Genomic DNA, 14484 nt, shown 5'->3' with positions numbered 1-14484 from the left:
ACTAGCAGGCTTGCGATACTAAGCCGGCGCAGTTTTCTCCACAGGTGCCGGCCGATGGATCAAGGGAGCGGCCTCCAGCACGAGAGGGCTCAAGCCGTTATCGCCGTGATCGATGATTTCGAACAGCTGACGCCGCATGCGCGGCTCCCAGAATTTGTTGATGTGGGTGGCGACACCCTGAACGGCTTCGCTCGCTGGCTGCGTCTTGAAAAAAGTCGCGATCTGGTTTGCCATATAGATGAGCTTCGTTTCGGTCTTGCCGTGATGTGTTTCGTCAGGCGACATCGGCAATGCTCCCCGTGATAATGCGATGCGGATGGGTGAAAATTTCAAAATCGTCGCCGCGCACCAGCGCCACCAGCGTCATGCCGGCCTCGTCAGCGGTGCGGATGGCAAGCGCGGTCGGCGCGGAGATGGCGACCAGCACGGAACTACCCAATATGGCAGCCTTCTGCACCATCTCGACGGATAACCGGCTGGTGACGGCCACCACGCCCTCCCCTCCCTTGCGGCCGGAGCGGATGACCGCGCCGCAGAGCTTGTCGAGCGCATTGTGCCTGCCGACATCCTCGCGTACCGCAAGCAGCCCTTCGGACGGAATATAGAATCCCGCACCATGCACGGCGCGCGTTTCGCGATGCAGCGGCTGGGCATCATTGAGTAACGCGATAGCGCGGACGATATCCTTCTGCGTCAGCGTCAACGCCACCTTCGAAACATCAGGAACCTTGCGCACCGCCTGTTCTATCGATTCGATGCCGCAAAGGCCGCAGCCGACAGGACCTGCCATGTGTCGACGCCGCAGCCGCAGCGCGTCGGCTGCATTATCGACGAGGGTGATCTGCACATCGATCCCCTGCTCGTCCTCGAGCGGTTCCACGGCAGCGATCTCGCCGATATCGGTGATGATACCCTCGCTCAGGCTGAAGCCGAAGGCAAAATCCTCGAGATCATCAGGCGTTCCCATCATGACAGCATGCGAGGAGCCACCATAGGAAAAGGCGATCGGCACTTCCTCGGGGACAATGCGGGAACCCGAATTGACGACACCATTACGGCGCGCGGTCTCGGAAACAGTGGTGGTGGGGGTGAATTTGGTCATTGCGTGATGGGGCGTGGAATTCCCCCCTCTGTCATTTCGTGACATCTCCCCCACAAGGGGGGAGATTGGTAACCCGCAGCACTCTCTTGCCTCAAGCGAACATCAAGTCTGCTGAAATCGCAGTCTATTGTCTTGCGAGTGACGAGCGGCAAACTCCCAACAATCTCCCCCCTTGTGGAGGAGATGTCACGATAGTGACGGAGGGGGGTATCTTTCCCCACGTTCAAATTCACTCCGCGGCCTCCATCTTCCCGGCGATACGCCGAGACTGCCGAGCCTGTTCGTCGTAGTCGACCTGCCATTGCGAGGGACCGTTGGACGGCGAGACCTGCACCGCCGTCACCTTGTATTCCGGGCAATTCGTCGCCCAGTCGGAATAATCCGTGGTGATGACGTTTGCCTGCGTGTCCGGGTGGTGGAAGGTCGTGTAGACGACGCCGGGAGCAACGCGATCGGTGATCAGTGCTCTAAGCGTCGTGTCGCCGGAGCGGCTGGTCAGCTTGACCCAGTCGCCCTCGCGAATGCCGCGCTGCTCGGCATCGTGTGGATGCATCTCCAGACGATCCTCGGCATGCCAGACGACATTCTCCGTTCGCCGCGTCTGCGCGCCGACATTGTACTGGCTGAGGATGCGCCCCGTCGTCAACAGTAGCGGGAAGCGCGGACCGGTGCGTTCGTCGGTCGCGACATATTCGGTGCGGATGAACTTACCCTTGCCGCGCACGAAGCCATCGACATGCATGATCGGCGAGCCGAGCGGTGTCTTCTCGTTGCAAGGCCACTGCACCGAGCCCATCTTCTCCAGATAGTCGTAGGAGACGAGCCCGAAGCTCGGGGTCGTTGCGGCAATTTCGTCCATGATCTCGGACGGATGCGTATAGTTCCAGCCCAGCCCCATGGCCTGCGCCATCTTCTGCGTCACTTCCCAGTCGGCATAGCCGTTGCGCGGGGTCATGACCTTGCGCACGCGGTTGATGCGGCGCTCGGCATTGGTGAAGGTGCCGTCCTTTTCGAGGAAGGTCGAACCCGGCAGGAAGACATGGGCGTAGTTGGCGGTCTCGTTCAGGAAGAGATCGTGGACGACGACGCATTCCATCGCGGCAAGACCGGCGGCAACATGCTTGGTATCCGGATCGGACTGGAGGATGTCTTCGCCCTGGATGTAGAGGCCCTTGAAGCTGCCGTCGACGGCGGCATCGAGCATGTTGGGAATGCGCAGACCCGGTTCGTTGTTGAGCTTCACGCCCCAGAGCTTTTCGAAGATATCACGCGTCGCATCATCGGAGATATGGCGATAGCCCGGCAGCTCGTGCGGGAAGGAGCCCATGTCACAGGAGCCCTGCACATTGTTCTGGCCGCGCAGCGGGTTCACGCCGACGCCCGGGCGGCCGATATTGCCGGTCACCATGGCAAGATTCGCAATCGCCATGACGGTCGTCGAGCCCTGGCTGTGCTCAGTGACACCCAGGCCATAATAGATTGCGCCATTGCCGCCCGTGGCAAAGAGACGAGCCGCACCGCGTACGAGATCCGGGGAAACACCGGTATATTTTTCCGTTTCCTCCGGGCTGTGCTGTGGTTCGGCGACGAAGGCTGCCCAATCTTCGAACTCCGACCAGTCGCAGCGTTCGCGGATGAACTTTTCGTCGAACAGGCCTTCGGTGACGATGACATGAGCAAGCGCCGTCATCATCGCGACATTGGTGCCCGGCTGCAGCGGCAGGTGGAAGCTCGCCTCGACATGCGGGGTGCGCACCAGATCGATGCGGCGCGGATCAATGACGATGAGCTTGGCGCCTTGGCGCAACCGCTTCTTCAGGCGCGAACCGAAGACCGGATGACCGTCGGTCGGGTTGGCGCCGATGACGAGGACGACATCGGAATGCTCGACGCTGTCGAAATTCTGTGTGCCGGCAGACGTGCCGAAAGCCTGACCCAGGCCATAGCCTGTGGGAGAGTGGCAGACACGGGCGCAGGTATCGACATTGTTGTTGCCGAAGCCGGCGCGGACCAGCTTCTGCACGAGGAAGGTTTCCTCATTCGTGCAGCGCGACGAGGTGATGCCGCCAACGGATTCGCGGCCATACTGATATTGCAGACGCTTGAACTCGGTGGCGATATGGGCAAAGGCCTCGTCCCAAGTGACTTCGCGCCAGGGATCGGTGATCTTTTCGCGCACCATCGGATTGAGGATGCGGTCCTTGTGGGTCGAGTAGCCATAGGCGAAGCGGCCCTTGACGCAGGAATGGCCGCGATTGGCCTGGCCATCCTTCCACGGCACCATGCGCACCAGCTCCTCGCCGCGCATTTCCGCCTTGAAGGAGCAGCCGACGCCGCAATAGGCGCAGGTGGTGACGAGCGAATGCTCCGGCTGGCCGATTTCTATCACCGACTTCTCGGTCAGCGTCGCCGTCGGGCAGGCCTGCACGCAGGCGCCGCAGGAAACGCATTCCGAGTCGATGAAATGTTCGTGCATGCCGGGAGAGACGCGCGAGCCGAAGCCGCGGCCCTCAATGGTCAGCGCAAACGTGCCCTGCACCTCTTCGCAGGCGCGCACGCAGCGCGAGCAGACGATGCACTTCGAAGGATCATAGGTGAAATAAGGGTTGGACTCGTCCTTCGGCATCCATTTCAGATTGATGTCGCCGCTGTTGCGCGCCTTGACGTGATTATCGCCCTCATAGCCGTAGCGAACATCGCGCAGGCCGACGGCGCCGGCCATGTCCTGCAGCTCGCAATCGCCGTTTGCGGCGCAAGTCAGACAGTCGAGTGGGTGGTCGGAGATATAAAGCTCCATCACGCCGCGACGGATATCCTTGAGCCGGCCGGTCTGCGTGTGAACGACGATGCCCGGTGCGACCGGCGTCGTGCAGGAGGCAGGGGTGCCGTTGCGGCCCTCGACCTCGACGAGACAGAGGCGGCAGGAGCCGAAGGCATCGACCATGTCGGTGGCGCAGAGCTTCGGCACCTGAATGCCGGCTTCCATCGAGGCCCGCATGATAGACGTGCCCTCGGGCACGGTAATCTGGCGTCCGTCGATAGTCAGCGTCACCATGGTTTCGGAAAGGGATGCGGGCGTGCCGTAGTCGATTTCTGGAACGAGGGACATGGGTCTTACTCCGCCGCTTCAATCAGGGGAACCGGAGAGAAATCCTCCGGAAAATGAGTCATGGCGCTGGTGACGGGATAGGGCGTGAAACCGCCGAGCGCACAGAGCGAGCCGAACTTCATCGTGTTGCAGAGATCGGCAAGCAGCGCCCTGTTCTTCTCGGGCTCTATGCCGCGAGCGATCTTGTCCGCCGTCTCGACGCCGCGGGTCGAGCCGATGCGGCAGGGCGTGCACTTGCCGCAGCTTTCGACCGCACAGAACTCCATGGCGAAACGTGCCTGCTTAAGCATGTCGGCCGTGTCATCGAAGACGACAATGCCGGCATGGCCGATGAGCCCGTCCTTTGCGGCAAAGGATTCGTAGTCGAACGGTGTGTCGAATAGCGCGCGTGGGAAATAGGCGCCGAGCGGCCCACCGACCTGCACGGCCTTCACTGGACGTCCCGTCGCCGTGCCGCCACCGATCTTGTCGATAATATCGCCAAGCGAGAGGCCGAAGGCCGTCTCGTAAAGGCCGCCATACTTAACGTTGCCGGCGATCTGCAGCGGGATCGTGCCGCGCGAACGGCCCATGCCGAAGTCGCGGTAGAAAGCCGCTCCCTTGTCCATGATGACGGGTACAGAGGCGAGCGAAATGACGTTGTTGATGACTGTCGGACAGTTGAACAGGCCCTTGTGCGCGGGCAGCGGCGGCTTGGCGCGCACGATGCCGCGCTTGCCTTCCAGACTGTTGAGCAGCGCCGTTTCCTCGCCGCAGACATAGGCGCCCGCACCGGTGCGGATCTCCATGTCGAAGGCCTTACCGGAACCCAGAACCGAGCTTCCCAGAATGCCGGCCTTGCGGGCGATCTCGACGGCTGCGGTCATCGCGGCGATCGCATGCGGATATTCCGAGCGCGTATAAACGAAGCCCTTGGTTGCGCCTGTCGCAAGACCCGCGATCGCCATGCCCTCGATCAGCACGAAGGGGTCGCCCTCCATGATCATCCGGTCGGCGAATGTGCCGCTATCGCCCTCGTCGGCATTGCAGACGATATATTTGCGGTCACCCGGCGCATCCAGCACCGTCTTCCATTTGATGCCGGTCGGAAAGCCAGCACCGCCACGGCCGCGAAGACCGGAATCGGTGACGTCCTTGACGATATCTCCTGCCGCCATGCCGATGGCGCGGCGCAACCCCTTGAGGCCGCCATGGGCCTCGTAATCCGTGAGCGAAAGGGGATCGGTGATGCCGCAGCGGGCAAAGGTGAGGCGCGTCTGTTCCTTAAGGAATGGGAGGTTTTCGACCTCCCCAAGACAGAGCGGATGCTCGCCGCCTTCCGTGAGCCCGGCGTCGAAGAGCGCAGGCACATCCTTGGCCTTCACCGGCCCGTAGCCAATGCGCTTGCCGTCGATCTCGACTTCGACCAATGGCTCCAGCCAGAACATGCCGCGCGAGCCATTGCGCACGATGCGCGCATCTAGGCCGCGTTTGGCAACTTCTTGTGCAACGGCTTTCGCCACCTTCTCCGCACCAAGCGAAAGGGCGGCAGCATCGCGGGGGACATAGATGGTAAGGGTCATTGACGCGCCTCCTTCACGAGGTCGTCGGCGCTCTCGTCGTCAAGCCGACCATAAAGTTCGCCATCCAGCATCGCCGCCGGCGCGCAGGCGCAGAGCCCGAGACAGTAGACCGGCTCCAGCGTCACACTGCCATCCAGCGTCGTCTGATGAAAATCGATACCGAGCAGGCGCTTGATACGTTCGGCAACTTCATCGCCGCCCATCGACTGACAGGCTTCGGCACGACAGAGCTTCAGGACATGGCGACCCGTGGGGTGGTCGCGATAGTCGTGATAGAAGGTCATGACGCCGTGCACTTCGGCGCGCGAAAGGTTCAATGCCTTGGCGATCAGCGGCAGCGTATCCTGCGGCACATAGCCAAACTCCTCCTGAATCCCATGCAGGATCGGCAAAAGCGGCCCTTCCATCGATTTCATGCTATCGATGATGGTGCCGGCACGGGTCGCAATCTCGCCCGCACCCAGGTTCAAACTCATAAACAAACCTCCCACGCATAATCCGAAAACCGCCGCGGCAATTTTAGAAAGACTTATGCGGCATTTCCTCCGAAGCGCGCGATCGACACGCCCAAGGACAAGGTCGCAGGGAGAAGGCAAAGGATCAATAAGGCAGTCCCGTCATTCGATAGAAAATTTCTATCAAGACCTATCAGCTTCCGCGAGCAATCTTGCCTCATGCAACAAAGCGGAGACAAGCGGCGTGAAAGGTTCGCGATGCGTAGCGACCAGCCCGACAAGATGCTCCGCATCCGGCTCCGTGATCGGAATTTTGCGGATATCGACCGGAAAACCGAAGGAATCGGCGATATTCTTCGGCATGATGCTCGCCCAGCGCCCGGTCTGGACGTGCGAAAACAACACGATCATTGAATTGGACTCGAGCGTCGGCTTGGCCGTGGCGCCGGCTTCAGCAAGATGTCGGTTGATAATCCGGCGGTTTTGCATGTCGGCAGTCAATAGACAAAGCCGAAGGTCGCCGATCTCCTTCCAGGTGACGCTTGCACGCTCGGAAAACGGGCTGCCAGCGGCCGTGATCAGATGATAGCGCTCGGCATAGAGCGGCACGCTGGTGACACGGCCAAGTGGCTCGTTCTCCAGATAGGTGATACCGGCGTCGATCTCTAGATTTTCGAGCAGGCTCAGAACCTGCAGCGAGTTGCGCGATAAAATGGAGAAGGTCACGTCCGGGTGCCTTTCCTGGAAAGGCGTGGTGATCTTCTGCACCATGGCAAGTGCCGTCGGAATGGCCGCCATCCGGATATGGCCGGCGAGACCCTTGCGCGCCGCCCGCATTTCCTCGCGCATGGTGCGGCTGTCGCCGACGATGCGCCGCGCCCATTCCAATACGCGCTGCCCCTCCGGCGTCAGCGCCTGAAAGCGCGAACCGCGGCTGACGAGCATGACACCGAGCTGATCTTCCAATTGCCGGATCGCCGCCGACAAGGTCGGCTGCGTCACACCGCATTCCTCGGCTGCCCGGCCAAAATGCTTCTGATTGGCAAGCGCGATGAAGAATTCCAGCTTTTCGATCATTTAGCTCTCCCGAATGAGACAGTTAAATGGGCTGGGTCGCGAGCGCAACATGGGAAAGAAGAGCACGGCACATGGCGGATCACCGTGCTCCGTTGGCAATCACGCGCCGTCGCCGATCTTGAAGACGGTGCGCCGATTGCTGTCATCAAGGGGCCAGGCCTTTTCGACGTCGGAGAGCGGAACTGTCTTGGAGGCAATCTGGAAGTTGCCCGGCACTGTTGCCCGGAGCAGCCCGGCGGTCGAGTTGACGAAGCGGTCGAGAGGGATGCTTCCGATACCGCTGCCCATCAGCGTGATAGCCGACGACCGCAGCACGGCGCTCGGCAGGCTTATGTCGCCACCGCTGATCGAACCGACCTGGACATAACGGATCGGCACCGCGTCCTTGCCGGCCTTGGCGGCGGCAATGAGAAGGCTTTCGGCGCTTTCACCCCAGAGATAATCGATGACGACATCGACACCTGCAGCGAACTGCTCCTTGAAGGCCTCTTCCAGCGTCGCCTTATCCTGGACCAGCGGAATAATCACATCCGCGCCAAGCCCTTCCAGCGCCTTGAGGCTGTCGGGATTGCGGCCAGTTGCAATGACCTTGCCCGCTCCCAGATACTTAGCGATCTGAACAGCCAGTCGCCCCGAGGTTCCGGTTGCGCCGTTGACCAGAACGGTCTCGCCGGATCTGAGCTTTGCCCGCTCATGATAGGCTGCCCATGACGACACGCCGGGATTGGCGATAGCTGCCGCCGTGACATCGTCCAGGTCTTCGGGCAATTCAATAAGATGTCCGGACCACGCCGCGGCAATTTCGGCCATGCTGCCATAAGGCGCTTTCGGCAGGACGAAATAGACCCGTCGGCCATCATCAAGCCGTCCCACACCATCGATACCGACGATGAAGGGAAATTGATTGCCGGAGCTGTAGTGCTTTCCCGATGCCCGGCTCTTGACGACTTGGCTGATGGCGGCGGCGCCGACGGAAACAAGCTTCTCGTCGCCGGCTGCGACCGGCGTCTCAAAATCACCAAAGACGGGCACGCGCCCCGCATCGAATACGATTGCAGCTTTCATCGCATATTTTCCTTTTTGATCATCCAAATTATGTGCATAATGCACTCATATGGGAGATCGATGATGGCGTCAAGAAATAATGTGCAAAATACACATATACAGCTGCAATTTCGGAAACTGCATGCGTCAGTGCTGGATATTGTCAGCGTGATAAACCGGCCGCAGCGCGACGAAATCCTGATCAAGGAAGCCGGAATTCCGCTGGAGAGGGCGCTTTTTCCCCTGTTGGTCTCGATTGAGCGCTTCGGCCCGATCGGCGTCGTCGAGCTCGCGGATCGCATTGGCCGCGACTATACGACCGTCAGCCGCCAGGTCGCAAAGCTCGAAAGCCTCGAGCTCGTGGCGCGGCAGGCCGGCGCCACCGACCGTCGGGTGCGTGAGGCAGTTATCGCGCCGAAGGGAAAGCTGATGACGGACGCAGTGGACGCGGCCCGTGACAGGATCGTCAGCTCCATCTTCGGAGCTTGGGACGTCAATGACATCGACGAGCTTGTGAGGCTCATGCGAAAATTTGCCGATGCACTGAACGAGGAACCGCCGGCTACATAGCCGCAAGGCGCTTGGAAGCACGAACTAAAATGACCAAGACCGTTTCACACAATCCTGGCCGGCTCGCATCTCCGCCGCTACCGCAATCATTTCGCCTGCGGTAGCGCCACTGGGTGGGTTTTTAGTAGCCGATCTCGCGGCCGGCACATGGGCCTTCAACGAACACGCGCGGCGCAAGTGCTATTGCATCCCGTTCGCCAATCGCCGCATGTCTTGCACGGGCCGTCTTTTCCAGAAGCTTGGCAAAATCGCTCAACGATACGCGATCGGCACGAAGCATTTGGCGGATCATCGGATCTCGCAGAGCTTCCGACATCGTCATTTCATTGTTCTGCATAGCTATCCTCCTTCGACGAACAAAGGTGAATTAGCGCTGCCGCATAACACTGTCATGTCAGGCAGTTGACCATTCGATGATGAATTGAAGGCCAAAACGGGGCAGTGATCAGCAATCGCGCTGGCCGAAGGCTTCCTGCAGCGAATCAACCACGGCACAGAGCTCAGAGCGCGCGACGGCGTAGTGAATGAGTCGTCCCTCACGACGCGTATCGACGAGCTTGTCGAGACGGAGACGTGCCAGATGTTGCGAAACCACTGCCTGCGGCAGATCGAGAAGCGCTTCAAGCTCCATCACGGTTTTTTCGCGCTTGGCGAGCATGAACAAAATAGCCAGCCGGGTTTCATGCGAAAGCGCCTTCAGCAAAGCGCTTGCCTTTCGCGCCTTCTCTGTAACTTCCCCGATATTATGTTCAGCGGCACCGCCCTGCGGTGGAGACGACGACATATTACAGCCTCTGGTGAGAATTCGTATAGAGGTATGCTTATAATATTATCTAACCATAAGCTGATTCAAAAAAGACATGCGAACCAAAAAAGGTCCGATTTTTCAGCAGATAAGCTGACCGCCATTGATCTCGATCACCTGGCCGGTGACGTAACCGGAGAGTGCGGGCGCGGCGAGGAAAAGATAGGCCGGAGCACAATCTTCCGGTGTACCCAAGCGCTGGAGCGGAATGGATTTGCGCGTCTGCTCCAGCTTCTCCCTGGAGGAATAACGCTCATGGAAATCAGTTGATATTGTGCCCGGCGAGACGCAGTTCACCCGAATCCCTTCAGGCGCAAGCTCGCGGGCCAATGCTTTCGAATAGGTTGCAACAAAGGCCTTGGATGCCGAATAAATGGCGGATCCCGGGCTGCCGCCGGTCAGGGCGGAGATCGACACGGTGTTGATGACAGCCGCCTGCCCTGCTGCCCGCAGTAGCGGCAGCAACCCCCTGGTCACCTCCATGACGGAGGTCTGGTTGAGATGAACAATGCTTTCATATTGCTCGTCCGTCAGTTCGCCAGCGGGAAAGCGGCCGACCATGGTGCCGGCATTGTTGACTAGGACATCGACGCGATCGAAACGCTCGCCGGCGGCGCCGACGAAATCCCGCGTGCCGTGACCGCTGGAAAAATCACCGGTAATGAGAAAAGCACGACGATCTGATTCCGCTTCCATCAGGAAATCCGGCAGTTCCCGGTCCGCGCCGCGGCCGACATGAACGAGGACGCGGGCACCGCAATCAAGAAATTGCCTGGCCACTTCCAGTCCGATGCCACGACCGGCGCCGGTGACCACAACATTGCGATTTTCGAATAGCTTCGGATGAAACATCTTGATCTCCCAACAATACAATCCGCGCGCCGGTAATTGCGGAATTTTCACTTTACCATATGATGACGAAAAAACGAAAGAAAGGGAGCGAAAACCATGTTCCTATCCGGACGCCAGACCGAGATTCTCGAAATCGCCAAGGCGGAGGGGCGCGTGCTGGTGGAGGAGCTGGCGCAGCGCTTTTCGGTCACGCCGCAAACCATCCGCAAGGATCTCAATGATCTCTGCGACGGGCGCGTACTGTCCCGCGTGCATGGCGGCGCGATCTTTCCTGGCGGAACCGAGAACGTCAAATATGAAGCACGCCGCTCTATCGCCGCGCTCGAAAAGCAGGCGATCGGCCGTGCAGCCGCTGGCCTTATTCCCAGCAACAGCTCGCTTTTCATCAATATCGGCACAACGACGGAGGCTGTCGGCGAGGCACTTCTCGGCCACCACGAGCTGATGGTAATCACCAATAATATCAATGTTGCCAATAAGTTGCGTATCTTCCCCACGATCGAGGTCGTCATTGCCGGCGGCGTCGTGCGCGGTTCCGATGGCGGCATCGTCGGTGAGGCAGCCGTCGATTTCATCAGGCAGTTCAAGGTCGATTATGCCGTCATCGGCGCATCCGCGATCGATGCCGATGGCGCGCTTCTCGATTTCGATTTTCGTGAAGTGAAAGTGGCGCAGGCCATCATCGCCAACGCCCGGCACGTCATTCTCGTGGCCGACAGCACCAAGTTCGAACGCACCGCGCCGGTGAGGATCGGCCACCTGTCGCAGGTTCATACCTTTGTCACCGATGAATGCAGTATTGAATCCGTGCGCACCATTGCGTCGGAGCATGCCGTTCGCCTGGTGGAAACGTCCCGCCGATCAGCCTGATCGGCAGGCTTTCTGCCTGGAAACGTTCGTTTGACATTCGTATCTATTTCACTTTAGATAGGTTGATTTTCGATTTTTCGTCTTCACGAGATTGCGTACCTTTGCGGAGAAGCGGGTGAGCGAGCAGATCTACGACATTTTCGTTATCGGTGGCGGTATCAACGGATGCGGCATCGCCCGGGATGCGACAGGGCGCGGCTATAAGGTCGCCCTTGCCGAGATGAATGATTTTGCCTCCGGCACATCGTCCGGCGCCACGAAGCTCATTCACGGCGGGCTGCGCTATCTCGAACACTATGAATTTCGTTTGGTACGCGAATCCCTGATGGAGCGCGAAGTGCTCTGGGCAATGGCGCCGCACATCATCTGGCCGATGCGCTTCGTCCTGCCCTATCACAAGGGTGGTATCCGGCCCGCCTGGCTCATCCGTCTCGGACTTTTCCTTTACGATCATCTCGGCGGACGCAAGCTGCTGCCGCCGACGGCAACGCTCGACATGAAGAAAGACCCGGCCGGCAAGCCACTGAAGGAGCTCTTCACCAAGGCCTTCGAATATTCGGACGGCTGGGTCGACGATGCCCGCATGGTCGTGCTGAATGCCCGCGACGCGGCGGATCGCGGCGCGACGATCATGCCGCGTACGAAGGTGATCTCCGCGCGGCGGGAAGGCGCGGTCTGGTCAATTGAAACGGAAAACACGATCACCCGTGAGAAGCGCCTGTTCCAGTCGCGCATGCTGGTCAACGCTGCAGGGCCATGGGTCGATCATGTTCTCTCAGACGCCTTTGGCAAGAACCAGGTGCACAATGTCCGCCTCGTCCAGGGCAGCCACATCATCGTGCGCAAGAAGTTCGACGACCCCCGTGCCTATTTCTTCCAGAATCCGGACAACCGCATTATCTTCGCCATTCCCTACGAGCAGGATTTCACCCTGATCGGCACAACGGACCGCGACTACAACAACGATCCGAAGGATGTGAAGATCAGCGAAGAGGAAACAGCCTATCTCTGCAATGCGGCCAGCGAATATTTCAAGGAGCCGGTGCGGCCGGAGGATATCGTGTGGACCTATTCCGCGGTGCGTCCGCTTTACGACGACGGCGCCTCGAAGGCACAGGAAGCAACACGCGACTATGTGCTGAAGGTCGAAGGCGAGGAAGGCCAGGCGCCGCTGCTCAACGTCTTCGGCGGCAAACTGACCACCTATCGCCGCCTTGGCGAGCATGCCTTGGAGAAGATCGGCGAGGCCATTGGTCTCAAGGGCACGCCCTGGACGGCCAACAGCTCGCTGCCAGGCGGTGACTTCCCCGCTCGCGGCTACGAGGCCGAAGTCACCAAGTTGAAGTCACGCTACCCCTTCCTTGCCGACGCGCATGCCCGCCGGCTGGTTCGCCGCTACGGCACCCGCGCTAGCATGATCCTCGCCGACGCAAAGACGATCGCCGATCTCGGCCGCTGCTTCGGCAGCGATCTCTACGAGGCGGAAGTTCGTTACCTGATGGAACATGAATGGGCCTATACGGCCACCGACATTCTCTGGCGTCGTTCCAAGAAAGGCCTTTACCTTTCGAAGGAAGAAGCAGCGGCGCTTGACGGTTACATCGTCGAGAGCCACGTCCACGCATAAAGCAATTCCAGGAAAAGTGTGCAGCGGTTTTCCGTCCGGAATTGCGTAAAGGCAATGGCATAGGGCGGCTGAGTGATTCCGTAAAACACCAAGCCGTTCCATGCTCTCGCCTCAATCCGCGGGGTCGAGTAGCCGCGCCCCCGCTCCTTCCTCGGCAAGCCTGTCCCAGGGATTTCGCAGCGGACAGCTCTTCATCGAGAGACAGCCGCAACCGATGCAGCCATCGAGCTGATCGCGCAGCCCCTGCAGCCGCCTGATCCGGGCATCGAGATCATCCTTCCAGCCTGCGGAAAGCACTTTCCAGTCGGCCGCCGTCGGCGTGCGTCCCTGCGGCAAGGCATCGAGCGCCGCTTGAACTTCGGCAAGCGGTATGCCGACCCTTTGCGCGATCTTGATGACCGCGACCCGGCGCAGCACCTCGCGGGGATAGCGCCGCTGGTTACCGCGGCTGCGATGGCTCTCGATCAGCCCTTTCGCCTCGTAGAAATGCAGTGCGGATACCGCCACGCCGCTTCGCGCCGCCACCTCGCCGACCGTCAGCAGCTTGGAAAATTGGCTGGGCTCGATTTTTTCCATTTTACTCTATTGACCTCAACTTTACTTGAGGTTTTATAACCCGAGCTCCAAACCGCGTAAAGCAGGAGCAAGACATGACTGAACCAACCCGGCTGGCGATCATCTACGGCAGCACCCGCCCGGGCCGGCTGTGCGATCGGGTGGTCAACTGGGTCGCACGGGAACTGGTGCACTACCCCCTCATCGAGATCGACGTGATCGATCCCCTCGAATTCGATCTGCCGTTCCAGCATGACCGCGAACACGCCGGCGTCGCCGCTCTTTCCGCCCGGCTTTCAGAGGCGGATGCCTTCATTATCGTTACGCCGGAATACAATCACAGCTTCACGGCCTCGCTGAAATTCGTGCTCGATCTCGTCTACGAACCCTGGCACGGCAAACCGGTCGCCTTCGTTTCCTATGGCGGCATCTCCGGCGGCCTGCGTGCCGTCGAGCAATTGCGCGTGGTGTTTTCCGAACTCCATACCGTGACCGTGCGCGACACGGTGAGCTTCGCCAATCCCTGGGGCAGGTTCGCCGAAGACGGCACGCTCGAAAACCCGCTCGAGGCCCGTCAATCGCTGGTCCGCATGATCGCACGGCTGAACTGGTGGAGCACCGCCCTCAAGCCAGCCCGCGACACGCGCCCCTATCGCTCCGTCGCCGCCTGATCACCGCCCTAACATTGGGAACCCGGCCTTTCGTTTCTGGCAGGTGCGAAAGACTGGCTTGGCGTCCGGGCCCTCCTCCACCACGGACCCGGACGTCTATCATTCGGCTGCAGCAACGAATGGTTCCATCGATGCTTGCCGTTGCGGCTTGCATGTCTTAACCCGCTATGGAGGAGATTTCGGCG

15 protein-coding genes are annotated in these 14484 nt (G+C 60.0%); 4 read left to right on the top strand and 11 right to left on the bottom strand.

Annotated features, from left to right (window positions below; all coding sequences use genetic code 11):
* Positions 1–18: 18 nt before the first annotated feature.
* From ACQZ6F_RS20935 to ACQZ6F_RS20905, 7 genes are all read right to left on the bottom strand, one after another.
* A complete protein-coding gene (locus tag ACQZ6F_RS20935; protein WP_077471786.1) occupies positions 19–285 on the bottom strand; it encodes a formate dehydrogenase subunit delta in 267 nt (88 codons plus the stop codon).
* Positions 275–1102 carry a formate dehydrogenase accessory sulfurtransferase FdhD gene (gene fdhD, locus ACQZ6F_RS20930; RefSeq protein ID WP_449093781.1) on the bottom strand — a complete coding sequence of 276 codons (828 nt, stop codon included), beginning with the start codon at positions 1100–1102 and terminating at the stop codon, positions 275–277. The genes ACQZ6F_RS20935 and fdhD overlap by 11 nt, the downstream gene beginning before the upstream one ends.
* 229 nt (positions 1103–1331) lie before the next feature.
* On the bottom strand, positions 1332–4211 hold the full coding sequence (gene fdhF / locus ACQZ6F_RS20925; RefSeq protein WP_449093782.1) for a formate dehydrogenase subunit alpha: 2880 nt from the start codon (positions 4209–4211) through the stop codon (positions 1332–1334).
* A gap of 5 nt (positions 4212–4216) precedes the next feature.
* On the bottom strand, positions 4217–5773 hold the full coding sequence (locus ACQZ6F_RS20920) for a formate dehydrogenase beta subunit (RefSeq protein ID WP_449093783.1): 1557 nt from the start codon (positions 5771–5773) through the stop codon (positions 4217–4219).
* A complete protein-coding gene (locus ACQZ6F_RS20915) occupies positions 5770–6249 on the bottom strand; it encodes a formate dehydrogenase subunit gamma (RefSeq protein WP_267555318.1) in 480 nt (159 codons plus the stop codon). Before ACQZ6F_RS20915 ends, ACQZ6F_RS20920 begins: the two co-directional genes overlap by 4 nt.
* Positions 6250–6411: 162 nt before the next feature.
* Complete coding sequence (locus ACQZ6F_RS20910) at positions 6412–7305, bottom strand: LysR family transcriptional regulator (RefSeq protein WP_449093784.1); 894 nt, start codon at positions 7303–7305, stop codon at positions 6412–6414.
* A gap of 99 nt (positions 7306–7404) precedes the next feature.
* Positions 7405–8370 carry a quinone oxidoreductase family protein gene (locus tag ACQZ6F_RS20905; RefSeq protein ID WP_449093785.1) on the bottom strand — a complete coding sequence of 322 codons (966 nt, stop codon included), beginning with the start codon at positions 8368–8370 and terminating at the stop codon, positions 7405–7407.
* Between the two features lie 63 nt (positions 8371–8433).
* Here ACQZ6F_RS20905 and ACQZ6F_RS20900 point away from each other — a divergent pair, with 63 nt between their 5' ends.
* A complete protein-coding gene (locus ACQZ6F_RS20900; RefSeq protein WP_449093786.1) occupies positions 8434–8919 on the top strand; it encodes a MarR family winged helix-turn-helix transcriptional regulator in 486 nt (161 codons plus the stop codon).
* A 121-nt stretch (positions 8920–9040) separates the two neighbouring features.
* On the opposite strand, the gene ACQZ6F_RS20895 is transcribed toward ACQZ6F_RS20900, so the two are convergent.
* The 3 genes from ACQZ6F_RS20895 to ACQZ6F_RS20885 all read right to left on the bottom strand — a co-directional run bounded on the left by ACQZ6F_RS20895 (position 9041) and on the right by ACQZ6F_RS20885 (position 10576).
* Positions 9041–9256: a hypothetical protein gene (locus ACQZ6F_RS20895; protein WP_077471794.1), complete on the bottom strand. Its 216-nt coding sequence runs from the start codon at positions 9254–9256 to the stop codon at positions 9041–9043.
* Between the two features lie 108 nt (positions 9257–9364).
* Positions 9365–9703, bottom strand: coding sequence for an ArsR/SmtB family transcription factor (locus tag ACQZ6F_RS20890; RefSeq protein ID WP_068388969.1), 339 nt, complete (start codon positions 9701–9703; stop codon positions 9365–9367).
* Positions 9704–9805: 102 nt separating this feature from the next.
* Complete coding sequence (locus ACQZ6F_RS20885; RefSeq protein ID WP_449093787.1) at positions 9806–10576, bottom strand: SDR family NAD(P)-dependent oxidoreductase; 771 nt, start codon at positions 10574–10576, stop codon at positions 9806–9808.
* Positions 10577–10672: 96 nt separating this feature from the next.
* Here ACQZ6F_RS20885 and ACQZ6F_RS20880 point away from each other — a divergent pair, with 96 nt between their 5' ends.
* Positions 10673–11446 carry a DeoR/GlpR family DNA-binding transcription regulator gene (locus tag ACQZ6F_RS20880; RefSeq protein WP_077471796.1) on the top strand — a complete coding sequence of 258 codons (774 nt, stop codon included), beginning with the start codon at positions 10673–10675 and terminating at the stop codon, positions 11444–11446.
* Between the two features lie 115 nt (positions 11447–11561).
* Entirely contained in the window at positions 11562–13073 is a 1512-nt protein-coding gene (gene glpD, locus ACQZ6F_RS20875) for a glycerol-3-phosphate dehydrogenase (RefSeq protein ID WP_449093788.1), read from the top strand.
* Between the two features lie 111 nt (positions 13074–13184).
* On the opposite strand, the gene soxR is transcribed toward glpD, so the two are convergent.
* Complete coding sequence (soxR, locus tag ACQZ6F_RS20870; protein WP_449093789.1) at positions 13185–13649, bottom strand: redox-sensitive transcriptional activator SoxR; 465 nt, start codon at positions 13647–13649, stop codon at positions 13185–13187.
* A 74-nt stretch (positions 13650–13723) separates the two neighbouring features.
* Between soxR and ACQZ6F_RS20865 the strand changes: the two genes are divergently transcribed.
* Positions 13724–14299: an NADPH-dependent FMN reductase gene (locus ACQZ6F_RS20865; RefSeq protein ID WP_449093790.1), complete on the top strand. Its 576-nt coding sequence runs from the start codon at positions 13724–13726 to the stop codon at positions 14297–14299.
* Positions 14300–14484: the final 185 nt, after the last annotated feature.

The organism is Rhizobium sp. A22-96, assembly GCF_053521805.1.
Note: the sequence above shows the minus strand (reverse complement) of the source record. Positions and strands in the feature narration are given on the sequence as shown.

Excerpts from the sequence above, each read along its gene's own strand:
- ACQZ6F_RS20935 (WP_077471786.1), bottom strand. The coding sequence starts at position 285 with ATGTCGCCTGACGAAACACATCACGGCAAGACCGAAACGAAGCTCATC.
- fdhD (WP_449093781.1), bottom strand. The coding sequence starts at position 1,102 with ATGACCAAATTCACCCCCACCACCACTGTTTCCGAGACCGCGCGCCGT.
- fdhF (WP_449093782.1), bottom strand. The coding sequence starts at position 4,211 with ATGTCCCTCGTTCCAGAAATCGACTACGGCACGCCCGCATCCCTTTCC.
- ACQZ6F_RS20920 (WP_449093783.1), bottom strand. The coding sequence starts at position 5,773 with ATGACCCTTACCATCTATGTCCCCCGCGATGCTGCCGCCCTTTCGCTT.
- ACQZ6F_RS20915 (WP_267555318.1), bottom strand. The coding sequence starts at position 6,249 with ATGAGTTTGAACCTGGGTGCGGGCGAGATTGCGACCCGTGCCGGCACC.
- ACQZ6F_RS20910 (WP_449093784.1), bottom strand. The coding sequence starts at position 7,305 with ATGATCGAAAAGCTGGAATTCTTCATCGCGCTTGCCAATCAGAAGCAT.
- ACQZ6F_RS20905 (WP_449093785.1), bottom strand. The coding sequence starts at position 8,370 with ATGAAAGCTGCAATCGTATTCGATGCGGGGCGCGTGCCCGTCTTTGGT.
- ACQZ6F_RS20900 (WP_449093786.1), top strand. The coding sequence starts at position 8,434 with ATGGCGTCAAGAAATAATGTGCAAAATACACATATACAGCTGCAATTT.
- ACQZ6F_RS20895 (WP_077471794.1), bottom strand. The coding sequence starts at position 9,256 with ATGCAGAACAATGAAATGACGATGTCGGAAGCTCTGCGAGATCCGATG.
- ACQZ6F_RS20890 (WP_068388969.1), bottom strand. The coding sequence starts at position 9,703 with ATGTCGTCGTCTCCACCGCAGGGCGGTGCCGCTGAACATAATATCGGG.
- ACQZ6F_RS20885 (WP_449093787.1), bottom strand. The coding sequence starts at position 10,576 with ATGTTTCATCCGAAGCTATTCGAAAATCGCAATGTTGTGGTCACCGGC.
- ACQZ6F_RS20880 (WP_077471796.1), top strand. The coding sequence starts at position 10,673 with ATGTTCCTATCCGGACGCCAGACCGAGATTCTCGAAATCGCCAAGGCG.
- soxR (WP_449093789.1), bottom strand. The coding sequence starts at position 13,649 with ATGGAAAAAATCGAGCCCAGCCAATTTTCCAAGCTGCTGACGGTCGGC.
- ACQZ6F_RS20865 (WP_449093790.1), top strand. The coding sequence starts at position 13,724 with ATGACTGAACCAACCCGGCTGGCGATCATCTACGGCAGCACCCGCCCG.